The following is a 19,674-nucleotide window of genomic DNA, read 5'->3' on the forward strand; positions in this document are numbered from 1 at the left end:
TTCCTCACCTCTCGGTCACGGGTGCCGCGTCATACACGCAGCGGAATCCGACCTCGTTGTGCCGGTCGGTCAGCAGGTCCTTGCCGCGGTAGAAGGTCGACAGGCACACGGGGGGAGACGTCCAGGTACCTCCGCGCAGGACGTGGAACGCCTCGGGACGGTTCATGAACTCCTGGCCTGTGCGCCCCTTGAAGAAGGGGGCCATGTCGGCGCGGGTGAAGAAGTTGGTGCGGGTGATCTCCCAGACGTTCCCCGCCATGTTCAGGGCACCGTACGGGCTGGCACCGTCAGGATGGGAATCGGCGGCCGCCACAGGCTTCTCCGGCCAGGCGACCGTAGTGGTGACCAGGAGTTCCTCCAGGTCAGCCAGGTTGTGGATGTCGTTCCGACCGTACGCCGTGAACACGCATCGAGCCTTGTCGTCACTCCAGGTGTCGCCCCAGGGGTAGACCCTGCCGTCGGTTCCGCGAGCGGCCTTCTCCCACTCGTTCTCGGAGGGGAGTCTGCCGCCGGCCCAGCGGGCGAAGGCGTACGCGTCATACCAGTCGACACCGACGACCGGGAGCTCTGGTGGGTTGAAGCGCGGGTCGTGCCAGTGGGCTGGTGTGTAGTCCTTGCCCTCCGGCTCATCGGGGTGGGCGAATTCCTTCGAACTGCCGACCGCTTCGAGGAACTCCGCGTACCGGGCGTTCGTCACCGCGGTGCGGTCGATGTAGTAGGCGGGGAGCTCCTCGACGCGCAGGGGGTTGTCGGAGTCGTCCATCTGGAACGGGCCGATGTCGGTCACCCTTGCTCCGGCGATGAAGGGGCCCGCGGGAACCAGGACGACGTCCCGCAGATCCGGTTCACGCCTGGCGGTGGCCACTTGCGCCCTCAACTCGGCGAAGTGGCGGTTCTCGAGTTCGCGGAGCTCTTCGGGGTCCACGGAGCCGAAGAAGTCGAGAAGGGCACGCTTGGTGAAGGCCGCACCGCAACCCACCGGTTTGCGCGCGTAAGCGGGCTTGGTGAAATTGCTGGGCCACCCCGAGATCCGGATCATATGCGCCACCGACTCCGGGATCCGGTGCTCACCGGCGACCTTGATGGCGGTGAAGGCGACCCAGTCCACATCGTCGTGGATCGCTTCGCAGATCGCCGCCCGCGCCTCAGGAGCGGCGACGAAGCGGGCGGCCAGGGCCTCCACGGCAAGGCGCCGAACGTTCCAGTCCGCATGTCCTACCGCCCACGCGGACAGTTGCTCCAGGGAGAGATCGTCCGACGTCGCATCGGCCAGCCACTTCTCGATCTGCTGAATCCGATTGCGGTATTCCCGCCCTTGGAGAGCTGTTATCGATTCTTCCTCGAACAGTTCATGCAGCATTCCCCTACCAACCTCTTCCCCGATTCCCGATGAAGTGCCGGGAGAGCGTGTCCGATCTCCCGGCACCGTTACTTTCCAGTCGCGACGATTACCACTTCGTCGCCGACTCGCCCGCCTCGCGGGACGCCAGGAAGTCCTCGGCAGTCACCTTTGATCACCACCTCTCTGCTCCAGTCGGATGGTTATCGAGGCCACGCATGGAGCGCGACCGATCAGGGGGTGCGCCGTGTTCGTCAACGGCGATTCAGGAGAAGGCCACGGTCAGGGGAAGACGAATGTGGAGAAGACGCTGCGGATCTCGTCAAGTGGAGCAAGGACCGACTGTAATAGATCTTGTTCGTGAGCAGGACCGCCCAGCGTGATCGTTTGCGGGAAACCCATATTCCGGTTCCGGTGAAGCCGTAGTGCACGAATGCCTGCGCTGCCGGGTCCGGACGCCGGTCCAGCATCCAGCCCAGCCCCCAGGCAGGCTCGAGATCACGCGTATGCACCTGCAGAGACAAGGAGATCCAGGTCGGCGGAACCACGGAGTGCGCACCTCGACCGGCGACGAGGAGGTGATGAAGAAATCGGGCCAGATCGGCGGCGGTGGAGAACACACCGGAGTTTCCAGCCGTCTCACCGAGAAGGCGGGCGGAGTAGTCGTGCACGGTGCCCCGAACACGCTGCCGAGCAGTCTCATCGTATTCGGTGGGCGCGCATCGCTTCCTCGATTCGGAAGGCAGCGGCCCGTAACGGGTGTCATCCATACCCAGTGGAGCCCAGACCAACTTCCTTGCGGCATCGGCCAGTTGGTCCCCAAGGAGCCGTTGGGCAATCAACCCCAGGACAAGCGCCGCCCGGTCGCAGTAGGCCACCCGCCGCCCCGGCACGTCGTGCAGTGGTTCGTTCAGGATGCCCCGCCAGATGGCGGTCGGGTCGGCACCGTACAGCGCGCGCAGATTGGCCCGCTTGGGTAATCCGGCCGTGTGTGTCAGCAAGTGACGCACCGTGACCTGCGCGAGTGGGCGCCCCTTGGTTTCAGGTAACAATTCATCTACATGACTGTCGAGCTCACATTTCCCCTCCTCCCACAACAGCCCGATCAACGGCCACAGGGTGGTCACTTTGGTAAGGCTGGCAATGTCGAACACGGTATCGGTAGTCATCGGCGTGGGATCTTCGAGGGGATCAAGAACCCCCACGGCACCGCCGGCCTGCGGCCCGTCGGCATCGCCGGCCATCCAGACCGCTCCGGGATAAATCCCTTGAGCGAGCCCCGAATCGATCAAGCTCTGCGCACGAGCCGCAAGGCAACTCCAGTCTGGGGTTTCCGGCACTCGACGGGACTCCGGGACCTGCTCCCCCGGATCCACAGCTCCTTGATCCCTCATGTACACGAGCCAAGACTCTATGTATGACGCATCGAGACTTGACAGATGCATTTCAGGCGGCTTGATCCGCGCGCACGCGAACGGATGTATTGATCTCTGAACGAGCGACCGGATTCATTCCTTCGCCAGGTGACATGGATCGGTGCAAGCACGCAGCGCGCCTGGGTACCGCTGAGGAAATCGACGGACGGACCGCGCACGGGGGGACGTGAAGCCAAGACCCACGAGACAGCAGTCGGAGCAAAGGCCCAATCGAACTCTTGCCGCCAGGTCGATTCGGCTGTTACGAACCCAGCCGTCTCGTCAACTCCCGAGGACGTCACACCTTTGCTCCCACCAACGCTCGCGAAACTGACGGTGTGCAGGTCAGTTGCCTTGTCGACTCTCGCTTACCGCGTACGCGAAGCAGCACGGGCCGGCTTGATCGTCCACCGGCGGTCGGTCCGCGCCCCGGGCAGGCCGGCGATCTTGTCGATGCCGGTCTTCGGGGCGGAGCAGCTCGGCGATCAGTACGACACGACGTGGGCGAAGCCCTCGCCGGCGGCGAGACGTTCAGCCGTCCCGCCCACCACAGGAGGGGCACGGACCCGGCGCACTGGACAAGTGACAAGCCAAGTGCGGCAGCGGCGCGTAGGTCGGCGCATGCGGAGCGTGGGTTCATCGCATGAGCGGGGGTGCACCCGTCGCCGCGACGGACAGTTCCCAGAGCCGTGCGGCCGCGTCGGGGTCGATGGCGTAGGCGCGGACCCCGCCGTCGTCCATGGGGGCCGTGGGGGCGGAGACCCGCGCGACATCGCAGGCCTCGAGGTAGAGACCCCCGCGGCCGTCGAGCTGTGGAGAGGTGGCGGCCCACAGGCCGGTGGCGGCGCCCTGGGAGGGTGTCTTGAAGTCGGCGCCGATCACGGTGCCCTGCTCGTCCACCCATCCCCGTTCGATCTGCTCGTGAAGCGTCATCTCTCGTTGGAGGCCGGTGATGATCTTCCCCGGATGGAGGGAGAACGCCCGGACGCCGTCGCCTTGCCCGAGAGCGTCGAGACGCACAGCGAAGAGGGCGTTGGCAGTCTTGGCCTGGCCGTAGGCCAGCCACTTGTCGTAGCCGGTGCGAAAGTGCGGGTCGTGCCAGCGGATGTCGGTGAGGGTGTGCCCGGCGGAGCTGTTGACGACGACGCGCGCACCGTCGGCGGCGGCCAGGAGCGGGTAGAGCTCGCACGTGAGGGCGAAGTGCCCGAAGTGGTTGACGGCGAGCTGGCCTTCCCAGCCGGGCCCCACGCGTCGCTCGGGGATGGCCATGATGCCGGCGACGGCCATGAGGAGGTCGAGCCTGCCGATGGTGTTGTGGATCCGTACGGCGGCGGCGCGCACGCTGTCGAGGTCCGCCAGGTCCATGGGGACGACCTCGCAGCCGGCCACGTCCGCCAAAGCGGCGCGGGCGATTTCGGGGCGGCGCGCCGGGACGATGACCCGGACCCCGGCGGCCGAAAGGCCCCGGGTGGTTTCCAGACCGAGTCCGGAATAACCCCCCGTCACGACGGCGGTCGAGCCGGAGAGGTCGAGGCCGGCCATGACGTCCTCGGCGGTGCTGGCGGCTGAGAAGGGCGAGTCGAGCGGCTGCTGATCGGTGATGGTCATGCCAACGACGGTAGGAACTGGAGCGAGGTCTAGATCAAGTCCTAGAGTGGGGGCATGGCGACAGTCGAAACCCGTGGGGAGCCACTGAGTATCGGCGAGGTGGCCGAGCGGACCGGACTCAGCGTGCACGCGCTGCGCTTCTACGAGCGCGAGGGCCTGCTGGTCGGACCGGTCCGACGCACCGCGGGCGGCCGACGGCGATACACCGCCGTCGATGTCGACTGGCTGCTGATCTGCGTCAGACTGCGCGAATCCGGCATGCCGCTCGCCGACCTCAGACGGTTCGCCGAGCTGGTGCGGCGCGGTCCGGGCAACGAGGCTGAACGGTTGCGGCTCCTCGACGCCCATCAACGGCGCGTCGAGGCACAGATTCAGGCGCTGGAGGAGTGTCGCTCGGTCATCGCCTGGAAGGTCAGCGTGTACACCGAGCACCTCGGCCGCGGCGAGGCCGGCGGACTCTGGGACCCGACGGCCTGAAACCGCCGGCCGGTCTCCCGTCCCGGCCGATGCGAGCCGTTGAGGATGAGTACATGACTATCGATGACCAGCGAGTTCTGACGACCACGTCGCCACCCGAGCCCGATTCGATGGGCTCGCCGCATCCCTGGACCGGGTATTCGGCTGCACATGCTCCGTTGCTCGGGGAGTGAAAGACGCCGGTTTCCACGGAGACATCGTCATCCCAGCTGTTGCCACGGAGAGCAGCGGCTCCGTCGTCGTCCGCTTCAGCAACTTCGGATCCCTGATCACAGCCGCCTGGAAGAAGCCCAGCTTCTTCGGCGAGTAGCTCACCAGCAAGTTCTTCGTCTGCTGGTGGTACACGCGTCGCGTCCTCGATGACCTGCGAAAACGGGACCGCGGGAGTCGATCCGCCTACGCGTCGTTGCACTTCGAACTACGCGTCGTTGCAATTCGAACTTGTCGGCACGCGGCGAATCGCCCGGCTCCGGGGAGGGCTGCAATCGCCCGCCGCGGAAGGTCCGGCGGTAACGGAGAGCGTGGACTGCACGCTCCGTGACTGGCCGATCGTCGCTGGCAGGACCCGGTCCGGTTCCCGGATCTGCCATTGTCGCGCATGTCGCGGTATCTCGCGAGGTGACGCGGCATCTCTCCGTGCGCGTGCGGGAAATGGCAATTTCGGTAAGCTGGATGGAGGACACGTCGATGTCTCGGTGCAGAAGGAGCCCGCATCACGGCGGCCGTGTATACCGCAGACCGTGTATACCGGAAATCGCCTTCACAGGCGACCAGGGCTGAGTCCCGGCCCGGGGGTCGGAGAGTTCCCCTGATGTCAGCCCGGCCCACGGGATTTTCCGCCGCCCGGTGCCCGTTCGCCCAGCTCACCCCGTCCGACAAGTGGCTTTCTCAGGAGGTTAGTTGGGATGAACGCGCGACTGCGAAGCCATGCTGCGGTGACCGCCGTCAGTTCATGCATCGTCGTGCTGATCGCGTTCTACTATCAATTTCCGGAAAAACGGCTGCTCTTCGTCGCCATTGGAGCGACCGGCGTCATCGGTATTGTCCTGGGTGTCTTTCTCAACCGCCCGGCGCATCGACTCCCCTGGCTGTTGCTCGCCGCGGGGAACTTCGCCTTCGTCTCAGGCCAAGCCACCCAGATCATCCTCATCCAGTTGCTCAACGAGGAGATCCCTTTCCCGTCGATCGCCGACGGCTTCTATCTCGCCGCATATCCGCTCTATGCGGCCGGGCTGCTGGGCTTCGTGCACTGGCGCACAGGTTGGCGCGACCGGGCGAGCCTCGTCGACGCGCTGACGCTGACCGTAGGCCTGGCGCTGCTGTCGTGGCTCTTCCTCATTGATCCGTACGCCCGCGCCGCGGATCTGACCTGGTGGCAGAAGGCGTTCGCCATCGCCTATCCGCTCGGCGACATCCTCGTCCTGGCGATGCTGCTGCGGCTGCTCGTCGGCCGTGGCGGCAAGAGCCTCTCGCTCATGCTGCTCACCGCGGGCACCCTCGGCCTCCTCACCGCCGACGTGCTGTACGGCCTGATCCAGCTGAATGGAACGTGGCGTACGGGTAGCGCGGTGGAACTCGGCTGGGCCGTCCTGTACGGCGCCTGGGCGGCCGCCGCGCTCCATCCGTCCATGCGTCGGCTGACGCAGCCGGTGCCATGGCGAGCCGAGACCGGCACGGGCCGACTGAGCCTGCTCACCCTGGCGTCGCTGATAGCCCCGGCCATCCTCCTGACGGAGGCGGTGCGCGGCGTGAGGTCCAACGTCGGCGTCATCGGAGTCTTCTCCGCGGTGCTCTTCCTCCTCGTCCTCTACCGCCTGTGGGGGATGGTGTCGACCCACCGGCGGGCGGTCGGCCGGGAGAAGGTGCTGCGCAACGCGGTGTCGTCGCTGGGCGGAGCGGGGGAGCTGCGGGATGTGGCCGCTGCCGTCCACTCCGCGGTGACGCAGCTTCTGTCGCACGGGCCGCCGCGTTCCGCGCTGCTCACCCTGCCGGACAGCATGTTCTGGGTGAACGGGGCGCACAGCGCCCTGCGCGGGCCCCTGGCCGCACGGGCGACCGCAGCCGTACGGGAACTGATCGCGTCCGGCGAGAACCGCCTGGTGACCCTCGACAGTGTGGGGCCCGATCTTGCCGCCCACCTCGCGGGCTCGGACGAGGAGCCGGCCCGCACCGGCCACGCGCTGGTCTGCCCGCTCGCCGCGCAGGATCACCCCTCGGGCGATCCATTGATCGGGGTGCTGATCGTGGCCGGGGACGAGCAGGACCTGCTCGTGCTCCGCGACACGCTGGCGACTCTCGCCGCGCAGGCAGCACTTGCCGCGGCGCGGGTCACCCTCGCCCAGGAGGTCAACCAGCGCAACAGCGAGATGTACTTCCGCACGCTGGTGCAGAACGCCTCCGACGTCATCCTGATCCTCGACGACGACGACCGGGTCCGTTACGCCAGCCCCTCAGCCGCCCAGGTGCTCGGCGTTCCGGACCTGGAGGGGACCCTCCTCGTCAATCTGGTGCCACCGCAGGACAGCCGCGCGGTGGTCGAGACACTCGGCCGGATACGGAGCGGCGAGTACCAGAGCAAGCGCGAGCACTGGCGTATGGTTCGCGCCGACCGGTCGTCCATCGAGGTCGAGGTGAGGTGGAGCGACCTCCGGGAGGAGGCGACCGTCGGTGGAGTTGTCCTCACCTTGCGGGACGTGACCGAACAGCGCAAACTCGAACGCGAACTCACCCACCAGGCGTTCCATGACTCGCTCACCAACCTGGCCAACCGCGTGCTCTTCCAGGACCGGGTCAACCACGCCCTGGCGCAGGCTCAGCGCGACGGCACGGTGGTCGGTGTGCTCTTCGTCGACGTGGACGACTTCAAGGTCATCAACGACATACACGGCCACGGTGTGGGCGACGAACTCCTGGTCGCGCTGTCACTCCGGCTGCAGACCACCGTCCGTGCCTCCGACACCGCCGCGCGCATCGGCGGCGACGAGTTCGCACTGCTGGTGGAGGGCTCCGTCACGAGGGAGGGCGTGGAGCGGTTCACCGAACACGTGATGACCGTGTTCGCCGAGCCGTTCCGGCTCAGTGTGGGACCGGTGAGTACGTACGCCAGCATCGGCGTCGCGACGACGGAAGACAGCATCGACTCGGTCGAACTGCTGGCACACGCCGATCTCGCGCTGTACTCGGCGAAGATGGCGGGCAAGCGTCAGTGGCGCCGCTACCACCCGGAACTGCAGAGCGGCATGGCCGAGCGCGCCAATTTGCAGGAGGCTCTGGACAGTTCGACGATCGAGACTTCTTTCCTGGTGCTTTACCAGCCCATCGTGGAGCTGACCAGCGGTCGGATCGCCGGCTTCGAGGCGCTCGTTCGCTGGCCGCACTCCACGCGCGGCATGGTGCTGCCGGAGCAGTTCATCACGCTGGCCGAGGAGAGCGGGCAGATCGTCCCGCTCGGCGCCTGGGTGCTCGACCAGGCCGCGGCTGAGGCGGTCCGGTGGGAGTCCTCCGTGCTGCGCGGCGGGACGGCCGACCGCATCGTGCCTTACATCAGCGTGAACGTGTCGCCGCGTCAGTTCCGGGACGACGAGTTCTACACCGTTGTCCGCCGTGCCCTGGATCTCTCCGGCATCGAACCGTCGTCTCTCGTACTGGAACTGACCGAGAGCGTGCTGATGTACAACGACGAACGTATCCTGGCCGAGATGAATTCGCTCACAGACCTCGGTATCCGTATCGCGATCGACGATTTCGGAACGGGCTACTCGTCGCTGAGCTATCTGCGGGAGTTCCCCATCTCGATACTCAAGATCGACAAGTCGTTCGTCGACGAACTCGGGCGCTCGCCGGAACAGTACGCCCTTGTCGAGGGCATCACGCATCTCGCGGACACCCTCGGCCTCACGGTTATCGCCGAAGGGGTGGAGAACGTGAGGCAGCAGGAATTGCTGATCTCCATGGGCTGCCGGTTGGCTCAGGGATACCTCTTCGCCGAACCGGTCAGCGCCGAGGAGGCGGAACAACTCATCCTCGCGCCGCCGCTCGGCCGCCTGGCCGAACTGCCGGTGAGGCCCGTGGAAGGGGAGCGGTGATGGCGGTGGCCCTTTCCCGCTAGGGGCGCGGATCGTGTTCCGCAGGACGCCGCGCGAAGGCAGGAGGCCCGAGTGACGGAACGTGAGCACTTGCCGGCAGAGTCGGCCGCACCGTGCGTCGTGCTGCGCAACGACGAGGAGCAGTACGCGATCTGGCCCGCCGATCGCCGGATTCCGGCCGGGTGGCGTCGGATCGGCGGACCGGACTCCGCCGCGTGGTGCGGGAGTCTGGTCGACCGCCTGTGGACCGACATGCGGCCCGCGAGCGCCCGCGCCGGGGGACGGCCCCCTGAATCCTGGCCGGGCCCCGTGTCCGAGCTGGTCCGGGAGCGGGCGCGGCGTGAGCCGTCCGCTCTCGCGGTGCTCTCGGACGACGCCCGGCTCAGCTACGCCGAGCTGAGCGACCGCGCCGACCGGCTCGCCGACCAGCTGCGGGAGTCGGGCGTCGGCGCGGAGTCCGTCGTCACCGTGTGCCTCGACCGCGTGCCCGAGCTGGTCGTCGCGCTACTGGCGGTGCTGGGCTCCGGAGGCGCGTTTCTGCCCCTCGACCCGGCGACTCCGCGGCAGCGGATGGTCGCACTGGTCGGGGAGACCGGTTCTCGCCTCATCGTCACGAGCCGCGAGCACGCCCCGATGTTCGCCGGGTGCGAGGCGCGGATCGTCCACGCCGGGGCCGTCGGGGAATCGGCCACGCAGGCGCCCCTGGAGGCGCCGCGGCCGGCCCGCGGCCCCCGGCCGGACGACCTCGCCTACGTGATCTACACCTCCGGATCCACCGGACCCCCCAAAGGGGTGATGATCAGCCAACGGTCGCTTGCCCACTCCCTCACAACGGTGGCTCAGGCATACGAACTGACGCCCAGCGACCGGGTGCTGCACGCCGCGGCGCTCGGCTTCGACACCTCACTGGAGCAGATCTTCGCCACGCTGATCAGTGGCGCGACGCTCATCCTCGCGGGAACACCGACATGGGCGCCCACCGACCTGCTGCACCGCCTGCCCGAGCACGGGATCACCGTCGCCGACCTGCCCCCCGCCTACTGGCACCGGGTCGTCTCCGCCCCGGACCGTGGCGAGAGCCTGGCGTCGCTGAGGCTCGTCATCGTCGGCGGCGAGATCGTCACCGCGAAGGACTGCCGCGCCGTTATGCGCCGGATCCCCGGTGCACGGCTCGTCAACGCCTACGGGCTCACCGAGACCACCATCACCTCCACGCTCTGCGACCTGAACCAGGAAGTGCTCGCCGCGCCGGACACCGCCGTCGCCCCGGTCGGCAGGCCCCTGGAGGGGAGTCACGTCCACGTGCTCGACGCCGAACTACGCCCGGTGCCACCGGGCGAGCGCGGCGAGATCTACATCGGCGGTCAGGGTCCGGCGCGTGGTGTCTGGCGGCAACCCGCCCTGACCGCACGGCAGTTCCTGCCCGATCCGTACGGCTCCGCGCCGGGGGACCGGATGTATCGCACCGGGGATCTGGGCCGGTGGCGCCCGGACGGCAACCTGGAAGTCCTGGGCCGGGTCGACGACCAGGTGAAGATCCGCGGGTTCCGGGTCGACCCGGCCGAGATCGAGGCCGCACTCGTCTCCCGCCCGGAGATCGGCCAGGCGATGGTGGTGGCTCGGGTGCGCGAGACCGGCGACCGGGACCTGATCGCGTACTACACGCCGGCCTCGCCGCCGGCGGCCGACGGCGAGGCGGCACTGCACCCACGGCTGCGGTCGGCGCTCGCCGAGGTCCTGCCGGGCTACATGATCCCGGCAGCCTTCCACGCGGTGGAACGGCTGCCCGTCGCGCCCAGCGGAAAGCTCGACCGCAGGGCCGTGCCTGAGTCGGGGACCGCGACGACGACGGCCGGCGCCGACGACCGTCCTGTGCCGCAGGGGCTGGCCCAGCTGTGGTGCCAGATCCTGGGTGTGGACTACGTCCGTCCGCATGACGACTTCTTCGAGCTGGGCGGCAACTCGCTGCTGGCCATGGAGATGCTCGCCCGGACCCGCGTCATCTTCGGCATCGGCGTCACACAGATCCGCGACCTGACCCGTTCACTGCTGTGGCAGCCGATGCTCGCCGCGTTCGCCGAGTCCGTTCGCCAGGCACGTGCCGGCACTCTGACCCCCCCGGACGGCGGGAGCGTCGACTTCGCTTCGGAGACCGATCGGCGCGTTCCGGCGGTGGGCCGTGACGCGCCGGCTCCGGATTACCGGAGCCCCGGCGACGTCCTTCTCACCGGGGCGACGGGATTCTGCGGCGCGCACATGATCGACGAGCTGCTGCGCCGCACGACGGGCCGGATCCTCTGCCTGGTCAGGGCCTCGGACGAGCAGCACGGCATAGAGATGATCCGCGCGAGCCACCAGCGCTACGTCCTCAGCGATCTGTCCAGCGCGCGCATCCAGCCGGTCGTCGGCGACCTGGGCAAGCCCGGACTGGGGCTGCCTCCCGGCCGGTTCGAGGAGCTGGGATCGACCATCGACGCCGTCTATCACTTCGGCGCCCAGGTCAACTTCATCTACCCGTACCACGAGTTGCGCGCGGTCAACGTCGACGGAACATACGAGATCATCCGCGTCGCCGCCGGCAGGGCCGTCCCCGTCCACTTCGCCTCCAGCATGGCGGTAGTCGCCGGGTTCGGGCCGGCCGGGGTGCGTGAGGTGACCGAGAGCACGCCGCTGGACTTCCCGGAGTATCTGTCGGTGGGATACGTGGAGACCAAATGGGTCGCCGAGACGCTGCTGAAGAAGGCGTCCGACGCGGGCCTGCCGGTCTCCGTCTACCGCCTGATGGACATCACGGGCAGCAGCGGAACCGGCGTGATGAACACCAGCAGCGAGATGGCCGCCCTCATCAGCTTCATCGCGCGGACCGGTCTGTGCCCTGATGTCCCGCTGCCGCTGGACTTCCTGCCGGCCGACCGCCTCGTCCGCGCAATCGGACACATCTCCACCCGCCATCCCGCGCGCGGCGAGGTCTACCACCTCACCAACCCCCGTCCCGCCCTGCTGGATTCGCTGGCCGAGCGCATGCGCCGGCGGGGATACCCGGTTCAGGAGATCCCGTACGCCGAGTGGATCGCCGCTCTGGTGAAGTACGCGGCCGGGCACCCCACCGACGCGATAACACCGTTCGTCCCGCTCTTCGTCGACCTGTGCCATCACGCCGACATCACCGTGAGCGAGATGTACTTCCAGGGTGTTTTCCCGGAGTTCAGCCGCACCAACGCGGAACGGGCACTGGTGGACGCCGGGATCGACATTCCGCCCGTGGACGCGGAGATGCTGGACCGCTACATCGACTTCCTCGAACAGCCGGAGCACGTCCGGCCGGTGAACAGCCGAGGGCAGGGAGCGGCACGGTGGTGAGCCGATGCCCCGGCTGGGAGGCACTGGACGTGCTGGAAGCGGCGCCCGACGGTCCGGTGGCCTTCTGTGCCGACCTCAGTCCCGCCGGCCTTTTGGCGGCGTACCGTGCCGGGGTCTACCCGTTCCCGGCATCCGACGAGTACACCCGCGCCCTCAACGAAGTGGTCTTCGCCGATCAGGTCCAGGAGGGCGGCATCCGGCTCGTGGGGGAGGAACCGGCCGATCCCTTCGCCGTCTCCTGGTGGTCACCCGACCCCAGGCCGGTGCTGCCCGTCTCGGCCGCCCATCTGAGCCGGAGCCTCGCCCGGCGACTGCGCAACCGGCTGCTGTGGTCGACCAGCCTGGACCGGGGCTTCGAGCGGGTCCTCCGCGAATGCCGCGGCGACCGTGCCCCGCTGTGGCTCACCGAAGAGCTGATCGCGAGCTTGATCCGCCTTCACGAACTGGGTCACGCTCACAGCGTCGAGGTGTGGGAGGACGGCGATCTGATCGGCGGCGTCTTCGGCCTCAGGGTCGGATCGGTCTTCAGCATGGACTCGATGTTCTTCCGGCGTCCCGGCGCCTCGAAGGTCGCGGTGAGCGACCTCGCTGCGCGTTTCGCCCAGGCCGGCGGCGAACTGCTCGACGCGCAGCGGGACAGCCCGCACGTCCGCGACCTGGGCTGCATTCTCCTCCCGCGAGAGCAGTACGTGGGATACCTCCGCCGCACCGCGCGTGACACCCGCCCGATGCCCACCGGCACCTTGCCCGCCCGCCGCCTCGCCCAGCCGGCGGCATCGCGTTGACCGTGTCCGTCGCGCTGCCCGGCGCCCCGAACCTGCTGGCCAACGCGGTGAAGTTCACCCCCGGCGGCGGGAAAGTCGGTGTACGAGCCGGCGCGCGGGACGGGGAGGCGGCGCTGAGCGTGAGCGACACGCGCCTCGAACGCCACCGAGCAGGCCGTCCCGGGTACCGGTCTGGGCCTGACCATCGTGCACACGATCGTGGCGAACCATGGCGGCCGGACGGAGGTGAGCTCCGAAGAGGGCCGGGGTACCACGATCACCGCCTGGCTGCCGCTCACCGGTACTGACGGTGGGGAGCAGACCAGTCCTCGCGCGTCGAGCTGAAGGGCCGTCAGAAGGAACGGGAAGTCATGGGCATGAGGGTGCCTGGGAACCGGGCTACCCGGGCCGTAGCCCGACCGTAACCCCGGCTCGGCGTCCGCTTTCTCGATTTGCGATCATCAGTGGTTCATTCTTTGCTGGAAATGTCCGACGAGCGGATCGCTTGCTCTCCGTCATCGCACGCCGCACCGAAACCGTCGAGACCGGTCTGTTCGGTGGTCCCGGCCGCGCCTTGTGGCCGTGCCCTGACATGTGGAGGCGGACGATGGAACCGGAATCGAAAGCCACGCCAAGGCAGTATGCGGCCGACGATGAAGAGCGTTTTCGGCTACTGCTCAAGAACTCTCCGGACATGGTCTTCCGCCGGACGATGGAGGGCGTCTACCGGGAGGTGTCCGCCGCGGGGCAGGCATTGCTGGGCCGTCCGGTCGAGGAGATCGTGGGGACGTCGCTGGAGTCCTGGGTCCATCCGGCCGATGTGGAGGAATTCGAGTGGGCGGAGCGGGATCTGCTCCGCGACGGCCGGGTGTCGGTGTGTCTGCGTCTGCGGCATGCCGACAGGCACTCGATGTGGACGGAGTTGACGTCCTGGGTGGTGCGGGACCCCGCAGGCGAGCCGATCGAAGTACGCGGGTTCATCCGTGGGGCGGAGGGCCAGCGGCGCAGGGAGGAAGCGCTGCGGCTGTTGCAGGATCAGGCACGTTCGGTCATCGAGACCGCCAGGGACGCCTTCGTCTCCATCGACGAGGACGGTCTGGTCATCGACTGGAACCTGAGCGCCGAGAGGCTGTTCGGGTTCAGCCACCACGAGGCGATGGGCCGCCCGCTGACGGAGACGATCATTCCTGAGCGGTACCACGCCGCGCACAGGGCCGGTCTGCAACGGGTGCTGGCCGGCGGGGAGGCTCATGTACTGGGCGGTCAGGTCGAAGTCACCGCCCGTCATCACGACGGCCACGAGATCCCGGTCGAACTGGCGGTGTGGCGGCTGAAGTCGGCGAAGGCGCGCTGCTTCAACGCCTTCATCCGGGACATCAGCGAGCGCAAACAGGCCGAAGCCGCTGTGGCGGAGGCCCGCGACCAGGCGATCGCCGCGTCCCAGGCGAAGTCGCAGTTCGTCGCCTCCATGAGTCACGAGATCCGCACCCCCATGAACGGCGTCATCGGGCTGAGCGACCTGCTGCTGGGCACCGAACTGGATGCCGAGCAGCGACGTTACGCCGAGGGCATTCAGGCCGCCGGCACGTCACTGCTGTCGCTGATCAACGACATCCTGGACTTCTCCAAGCTGGAGGCGGGCAAGCTGGAACTGGACGCAGTCGCCTTCAGCCCGCAGGTGCTGGTGGAGGAGGTCGTCTCGCTGGTGGCGCAGACCGAGCAGGCCCAGGGCCTGGAACTGCTCAGCGACTGCCATCCCCACCTGCCCGCGATGGTGCTCGGCGACGCCGGCCGATTGCGGCAGATCCTGCTCAACCTGGCGTCCAACGCGGTGAAGTTCACCAAAACCGGCGAGGTCGTGCTCCGTGCCCGCCCGGCCCCGTCCCGGCCACCCGCAGAGCAGGCGCCGTGGCTGCGATTCGAGGTGGCCGACACAGGCATCGGTATCGCCGAGGCCGATCAGGCACGGATGTTCGATGCCTTCTCCCAGGCCGATGCCTCCACCACCCGCCGCTACGGAGGCACCGGTCTGGGCCTGGCCATCTGCCGAAGGCTCACCGAGGCCATGGGCGGCTCCATCGGCGTCAACAGCCAGCCCGGCCAGGGCAGCACCTTCTCCTTCGAGGTACCGGTTCGCGCACCCGACGCCCCCGAACAATCCCCGGCCCCACCGCACCCCGACATCCTTCGCGGGCTGCGGGTCCTGGTCGTCGACGACAACGACACCAACAGGCTGATCCTCGACACGCAGCTGCGCAGATGGCACATCCAGCCGGCCGTGGTCGCCGGCGGCCCCCAGGCACTGGTGGCCCTGCACGAGGCAGAGGCCGCCGGTCGTCCCTTCCACCTCGCCCTTGTCGACATGCACATGCCTGACATGGACGGCCTGGAACTCGCCCGCCGGATCACCACCGATCAGAACTTCGCCCGCGTGCGGCTGCTGCTGCTCACCTCCGGCCCCCCGCCGCCCGCCGCCGAGTTGCAGGCGGCCGGGATCGCCCGGAGCCTGTCCAAGCCCGTTCACCAGTCGCAGCTCCTGGACGCCCTGGTCGAAGTGGCCTCCCGGACAACGCCGGTGGCCGGAGCGGCTCCGAAAGCGCAGGCCCCCGGCCCGCCCCGGCCCGCCCACCGGGGCCGTCTCCTGCTGGTCGAGGACAACGAGATCAATCAGATGGTCGCCCAGGGCATGCTCACCCGACTCGGCTACAGCGCGGACACCGCCGCCGACGGCGCCGAGGCTCTGCGCATGACCGCGGAACACGATTATCAGGCCGTGCTCATGGACTGTCACATGCCCCGGATGGACGGTTACAGCGCCACCAGGGAACTGCGCCGCCGGGAACGGGACTACGGCCGTCACCTGCCGGTGATCGCCATGACTGCCAGCGCTCTCGCCGAGGATCGGGAACGGTGCCTGGCCGCGGGCATGGACGACTACGTCTCCAAACCCGTCAGTGCCGACGACCTGGAACAAGCCCTCGCGCACTGGGTCCGCCCGGCCGACCCACAGGCGGTCAACGATGACCTGCGCGCATCCATCGAGCAGCGGCTGAACGAACTACGCGGCGCCGGCACCCCGGCCGAGCACGAACTGGTGAACAGGCTGGTGGACCACTTCCTGGTCCAGGCCCCCGAGATGACCAGCGCACTCTTCCACGCGCTCGACCGCCACGACACGCAGGAGATCGCAGATCAGGCACACAGCCTCAGAGGTGCCGCCGGCAACATGGGCGCCGAGGGCCTCGCCGCCCGCTGCCAGGAGCTGGAAGAGCAGGCACGTGCCGGACACCCGGCCTCACTGGCCGAGACCGCTCCCCGCCTCCAGGACGAACTCGACCGCACCTGTCGCATTCTCGAGACGCTCCGCTCCCAAACTCCCGGCCATGAACCTGGTTGAGGTGCCGCCCGCACACCGCCGCCCGGGCGCGTACGGGCCGGAGGAGGGAAGGAGAACCTGTGGGCAAGGCTCAAGTCCTGCCGCCCGCCCGCCGTAATGCGGCGGTCTGGGCGTATGCGGCAGCAGGGACCACGATCATCGTCTTCTATCTGGTCACGTCCTCCCCAGCGCGTTACATGCTGCCCGTGCTGGTGGCCGCCTCGGTCGTCTTCGCGATAGCAATGGGACTCACCAGGAACAGGCCCCCATCGTTCGCTCCGTGGTGTCTCTTCGCGGCGGCAATGGCACCGTACACGGTGGCGGACGCGATCTGGGGCATGTACCAGGTCCGCGACGCAGACGTTCCGTTCCCGGGTGTGGCCGACATGCTGTACCTGGGCAGTTACCTGTTGTTCGCTGCGGGCCTGGTGACGTTGGCCCGGCAGCAGTCAGGCCGTCTGCACTGGGCGGGGCTGCTGGACGCGGGAATCGTCACGCTGGGGTTCTGCATTCTGGCGTGGGCGTTCATCATCGCCCCCTACCTGCGCAGCGATCTGTCCGCGTGGCCACTCGCGGTGTCCATCGCCTATCCCGTCGCCGACCTGGTGCTGTTGTGCATGGCCGCGCGGCTGACGCTCACCACCGGCAAGCGTACTCCGTCGTTTCTTCTGTGCACCGGATGGCTGCTGGCCCTCCTCGCCGCCGACGGCCTCTACTACGGAACGACGGCGACGACCGGAACCGCGATCGCTGAAGACGTGTCCGAAGTGGGGTGGATGGTCTCGTCCCTCCTGCTGGGGGCTGCGGCGTTGCACCCGTCGGTCGGCCGTCCGACACAACTGTCGGACGACAAGGAGAGCATCCCCCGGAAGCGACTGTCGATCCTGATCGCGCTCATCCTGGTGGGGCCGTTGATCGTGGTGGCCAATGTCGGGGGTATCCGGTACCAGCCCGTGAACGTCACGGTGATCGTCGGCATGCTGGCGACCCTTTCGCTGCTGTTGGTGCTGCGCATCGCGTTCCTGGCCCAGTACGCCCAGAGCAGGGCCGCCGAAGCACGGACGCGGGCCCACGACCTCGCAGCATCACTGCGACAGCAGGAAGAGCTACAAAAGCAGCTGAGTCATCGGGCGACCCACGACCCGTTGACGGGTCTGGCCAATCGAATGCTGCTGAATGAGCGCCTGGAATCCGCTCTCGGCCGGTGCTCCGCCACTTCCCCCGCCGGATTGCTGATGCTCGATCTCGACGGCTTCAAGGAAGTCAACGACACGCTGGGGCACCCGTCCGGCGACGAACTGCTCATTGACGTCGCACGGCGGCTGACAGGAAGGGTCCGCGAGCAGGACATCGTGGCCAGGCTCGGCGGGGACGAATTCGCACTGCTCGTGGAAGGCGTGGGCGCGAGCGCACTGTACGACTACACCATGCGGATCCTCGACTCCTTCAATGACTCCTTCATCCTCGCCCATGGCGGTTCGCTTCACATGACGACAAGCATCGGAGCACGGAGCATCACCAGGCCGACCACGCCGGCAGAAGCGCTGAGGGACGCTGACATCGCCCTGTACCGAGCCAAAACCGCAGGCAAGAACCAAGCCGTGTTCTTCGAATCCCCGTAGCGGAGTCGTGAATCGGCTGGGCGACAGGCGCCTGACGGGTGCTGAGACCACGGCAGGCGCCTGTCTTCGGGCGTCTAGAAGAAGCCCAGCTTCTTCGGCGAGTAGCTCACCAGCAGGTTCTTCGTCTGCTGGTAGTGGTCGAGCATCATCTTGTGCGTCTCGCGCCCGATGCCCGACTTCTTGTACCCGCCGAACGCCGCGTGCGCCGGGTACGCGTGGTAGCAGTTGGTCCAGACGCGGCCCGCCTTGATCTCGCGGCCCAGGCGGTAGGCCGTGTTGCCGTCGCGGGTCCAGACGCCCGCGCCGAGGCCGTACAGCGTGTCGTTGGCGATCTTCAGGGCCTCGTCGACCGAGTCGTACGTGGTGACCGAGACGACCGGGCCGAAGATCTCCTCCTGGAAGATCCGCATGTCGTTGGTGCCGCGGAAGATCGTCGGCTCGATGTAGTAGCCGCCCTCCAGGCCGGGGACCGCGCGGGGGTTGCCGCCCGTGACGACCTCGGCGCCCTCCTTCCTGCCGATGTCGAGGTAGGAGAGGATCTTCTCGTACTGGTCGTTGCTGGCCTGCGCGCCGATCATCGTGGCCGGGTCCAGCGGGTCGCCGCCGACGATGGCCTTCGTGCGCTCGACGCAGCGGGCCATGAAGTCGTCGTAGATGGACGACGGGATCAGGGCGCGGGACGGGCACGTGCAGACCTCGCCCTGGTTGAGGGCGAACATCACGAAGCCCTCGACGGCCTTGTCCAGGAAGTCGTCGTCGGCGGCCATCACGTCGGGCAGGAAGATGTTCGGGCTCTTGCCGCCCAGTTCCAGCGTGACGGGGATGATGTTCTCGCTCGCGTACTGCATGATCAGGCGGCCGGTCGTGGTCTCGCCGGTGAACGCCACCTTCGCCACGCGCGGGCTGGACGCCAGCGGCTTGCCCGCCTCGACGCCGAAGCCGTTGACGACGTTGAGCACGCCGGGCGGGAGCAGGTCGGCGATGAGGTCGACGACGTAGAGCAGGCTGACCGGGGTCTGCTCGGCCGGTTTGATGACGACGCAGTTGCCGGCCGCCAGCGCGGGGGCCAGCTTCCAGGCGGCCATGAGGATCGGGAAGTTCCAGGGGATGATCTGGCCGACCACGCCCAGCGGCTCGTGGAAGTGGTACGCGACGGTGTCGGCGTCGATCTCCGCGATGCTGCCCTCCTGCGCGCGGACGACGCCGGCGAAGTACCGGAAGTGGTCCACGGCCAGCGGGATGTCCGCGGCGAGTGTCTCGCGGACCGGCTTGCCGTTCTCCCAGGTCTCGGCGACCGCGATCTCCTCCAGGTGCTGCTCGATGCGGTCGGCGATCCGGTTGAGGATGTTGGCGCGTTCCGTGGTGGACGTGCGGCCCCACGTGTCGGCCGCCCGGTGCGCGGCGTCCAGGGCGAGGTCGACGTCGGCCGCGGAGGAGCGGGCGACCTCGCAGAAGACCTTGCCGGTGACGGGGGTCGGGTTCTCGAAGTAGCGGCCCTCCACGGGAGGTTTGAAGTCGCCGTCGATGAAGTTGTCGTAGCGGCGGGCGAAGGTGACGATGCTGCCGTCCGTTCCTGGCTGCGCGTACACCATGGCGGCTCTCCTCGGTGAAGGGCGGTGACGGCCCAC

11 protein-coding genes and 1 pseudogene are annotated in these 19,674 nt (G+C 68.0%); 8 read left to right on the plus strand and 4 right to left on the minus strand.

The window, feature by feature from the left end; genetic code table 11:
* Positions 1–4: 4 nt before the first annotated feature.
* The 3 genes from ACSUPV_RS36235 to ACSUPV_RS36245 all read right to left on the minus strand — a co-directional run bounded on the left by ACSUPV_RS36235 (position 5) and on the right by ACSUPV_RS36245 (position 4,362).
* Complete coding sequence (locus ACSUPV_RS36235; protein ID WP_436949376.1) at positions 5–1,426, minus strand: SUMF1/EgtB/PvdO family nonheme iron enzyme; 1,422 nt, start codon at positions 1,424–1,426, stop codon at positions 5–7.
* A gap of 167 nt (positions 1,427–1,593) precedes the next feature.
* Positions 1,594–2,715, minus strand: a complete 1,122-nt coding sequence (locus ACSUPV_RS36240) for a serine hydrolase domain-containing protein (RefSeq protein ID WP_436949377.1) — start codon at positions 2,713–2,715, stop codon at positions 1,594–1,596.
* Between the two features lie 675 nt (positions 2,716–3,390).
* Entirely contained in the window at positions 3,391–4,362 is a 972-nt protein-coding gene (locus ACSUPV_RS36245; RefSeq protein WP_436949378.1) for an SDR family NAD(P)-dependent oxidoreductase, read from the minus strand.
* 54 nt (positions 4,363–4,416) lie between these two features.
* Between ACSUPV_RS36245 and ACSUPV_RS36250 the strand changes: the two genes are divergently transcribed.
* From ACSUPV_RS36250 to ACSUPV_RS36285, 8 genes and pseudogenes are all read left to right on the plus strand, one after another.
* The gene (locus ACSUPV_RS36250; protein WP_037761731.1) at positions 4,417–4,839 is read left to right on the plus strand and encodes a MerR family transcriptional regulator; all 423 of its coding nucleotides are present in this window, start codon (positions 4,417–4,419) and stop codon (positions 4,837–4,839) included.
* Between the two features lie 169 nt (positions 4,840–5,008).
* Positions 5,009–5,149 (plus strand): hypothetical protein, encoded by a 141-nt coding sequence (locus tag ACSUPV_RS36255; protein WP_359791482.1) that lies wholly within the window; start codon positions 5,009–5,011, stop codon positions 5,147–5,149.
* 595 nt (positions 5,150–5,744) lie between these two features.
* Positions 5,745–8,924: a putative bifunctional diguanylate cyclase/phosphodiesterase gene (locus ACSUPV_RS36260; RefSeq protein WP_436949379.1), complete on the plus strand. Its 3,180-nt coding sequence runs from the start codon at positions 5,745–5,747 to the stop codon at positions 8,922–8,924.
* Positions 8,925–8,996: 72 nt separating this feature from the next.
* Positions 8,997–12,284, plus strand: coding sequence for an amino acid adenylation domain-containing protein (locus ACSUPV_RS36265; protein ID WP_436949380.1), 3,288 nt, complete (start codon positions 8,997–8,999; stop codon positions 12,282–12,284).
* Positions 12,281–13,069: a leucyl/phenylalanyl-tRNA--protein transferase gene (locus ACSUPV_RS36270; RefSeq protein WP_359791478.1), complete on the plus strand. Its 789-nt coding sequence runs from the start codon at positions 12,281–12,283 to the stop codon at positions 13,067–13,069. Before ACSUPV_RS36265 ends, ACSUPV_RS36270 begins: the two co-directional genes overlap by 4 nt.
* 153 nt (positions 13,070–13,222) lie before the next feature.
* Positions 13,223–13,393, plus strand: a pseudogene (locus ACSUPV_RS36275) (ATP-binding protein); the annotation flags it as partial.
* On the plus strand, positions 13,359–16,445 hold the full coding sequence (locus ACSUPV_RS36280) for a response regulator (RefSeq protein ID WP_436949381.1): 3,087 nt from the start codon (positions 13,359–13,361) through the stop codon (positions 16,443–16,445). The pseudogene ACSUPV_RS36275 and the gene ACSUPV_RS36280, both read left to right, overlap by 35 nt.
* A gap of 59 nt (positions 16,446–16,504) precedes the next feature.
* Positions 16,505–18,046, plus strand: coding sequence for a GGDEF domain-containing protein (locus ACSUPV_RS36285; RefSeq protein ID WP_359791475.1), 1,542 nt, complete (start codon positions 16,505–16,507; stop codon positions 18,044–18,046).
* Positions 18,047–18,120: 74 nt separating this feature from the next.
* Here ACSUPV_RS36285 and adh read toward each other — a convergent pair whose 3' ends face one another.
* Positions 18,121–19,638, minus strand: a complete 1,518-nt coding sequence (gene adh / locus ACSUPV_RS36290; RefSeq protein ID WP_031117155.1) for an aldehyde dehydrogenase — start codon at positions 19,636–19,638, stop codon at positions 18,121–18,123.
* Positions 19,639–19,674: the final 36 nt, after the last annotated feature.

The organism is Streptomyces sp. SudanB52_2052 (assembly GCF_964272415.1).
Classification (GTDB): Bacteria; Actinomycetota; Actinomycetes; order Streptomycetales; family Streptomycetaceae; genus Streptomyces; species Streptomyces olindensis.

Excerpts from the sequence above, each read along its gene's own strand:
- ACSUPV_RS36245 (WP_436949378.1), bottom strand. The coding sequence starts at position 4,362 with ATGACCATCACCGATCAGCAGCCGCTCGACTCGCCCTTCTCAGCCGCC.
- ACSUPV_RS36250 (WP_037761731.1), top strand. The coding sequence starts at position 4,417 with ATGGCGACAGTCGAAACCCGTGGGGAGCCACTGAGTATCGGCGAGGTG.
- ACSUPV_RS36260 (WP_436949379.1), top strand. The coding sequence starts at position 5,745 with ATGAACGCGCGACTGCGAAGCCATGCTGCGGTGACCGCCGTCAGTTCA.
- adh (WP_031117155.1), bottom strand. The coding sequence starts at position 19,638 with ATGGTGTACGCGCAGCCAGGAACGGACGGCAGCATCGTCACCTTCGCC.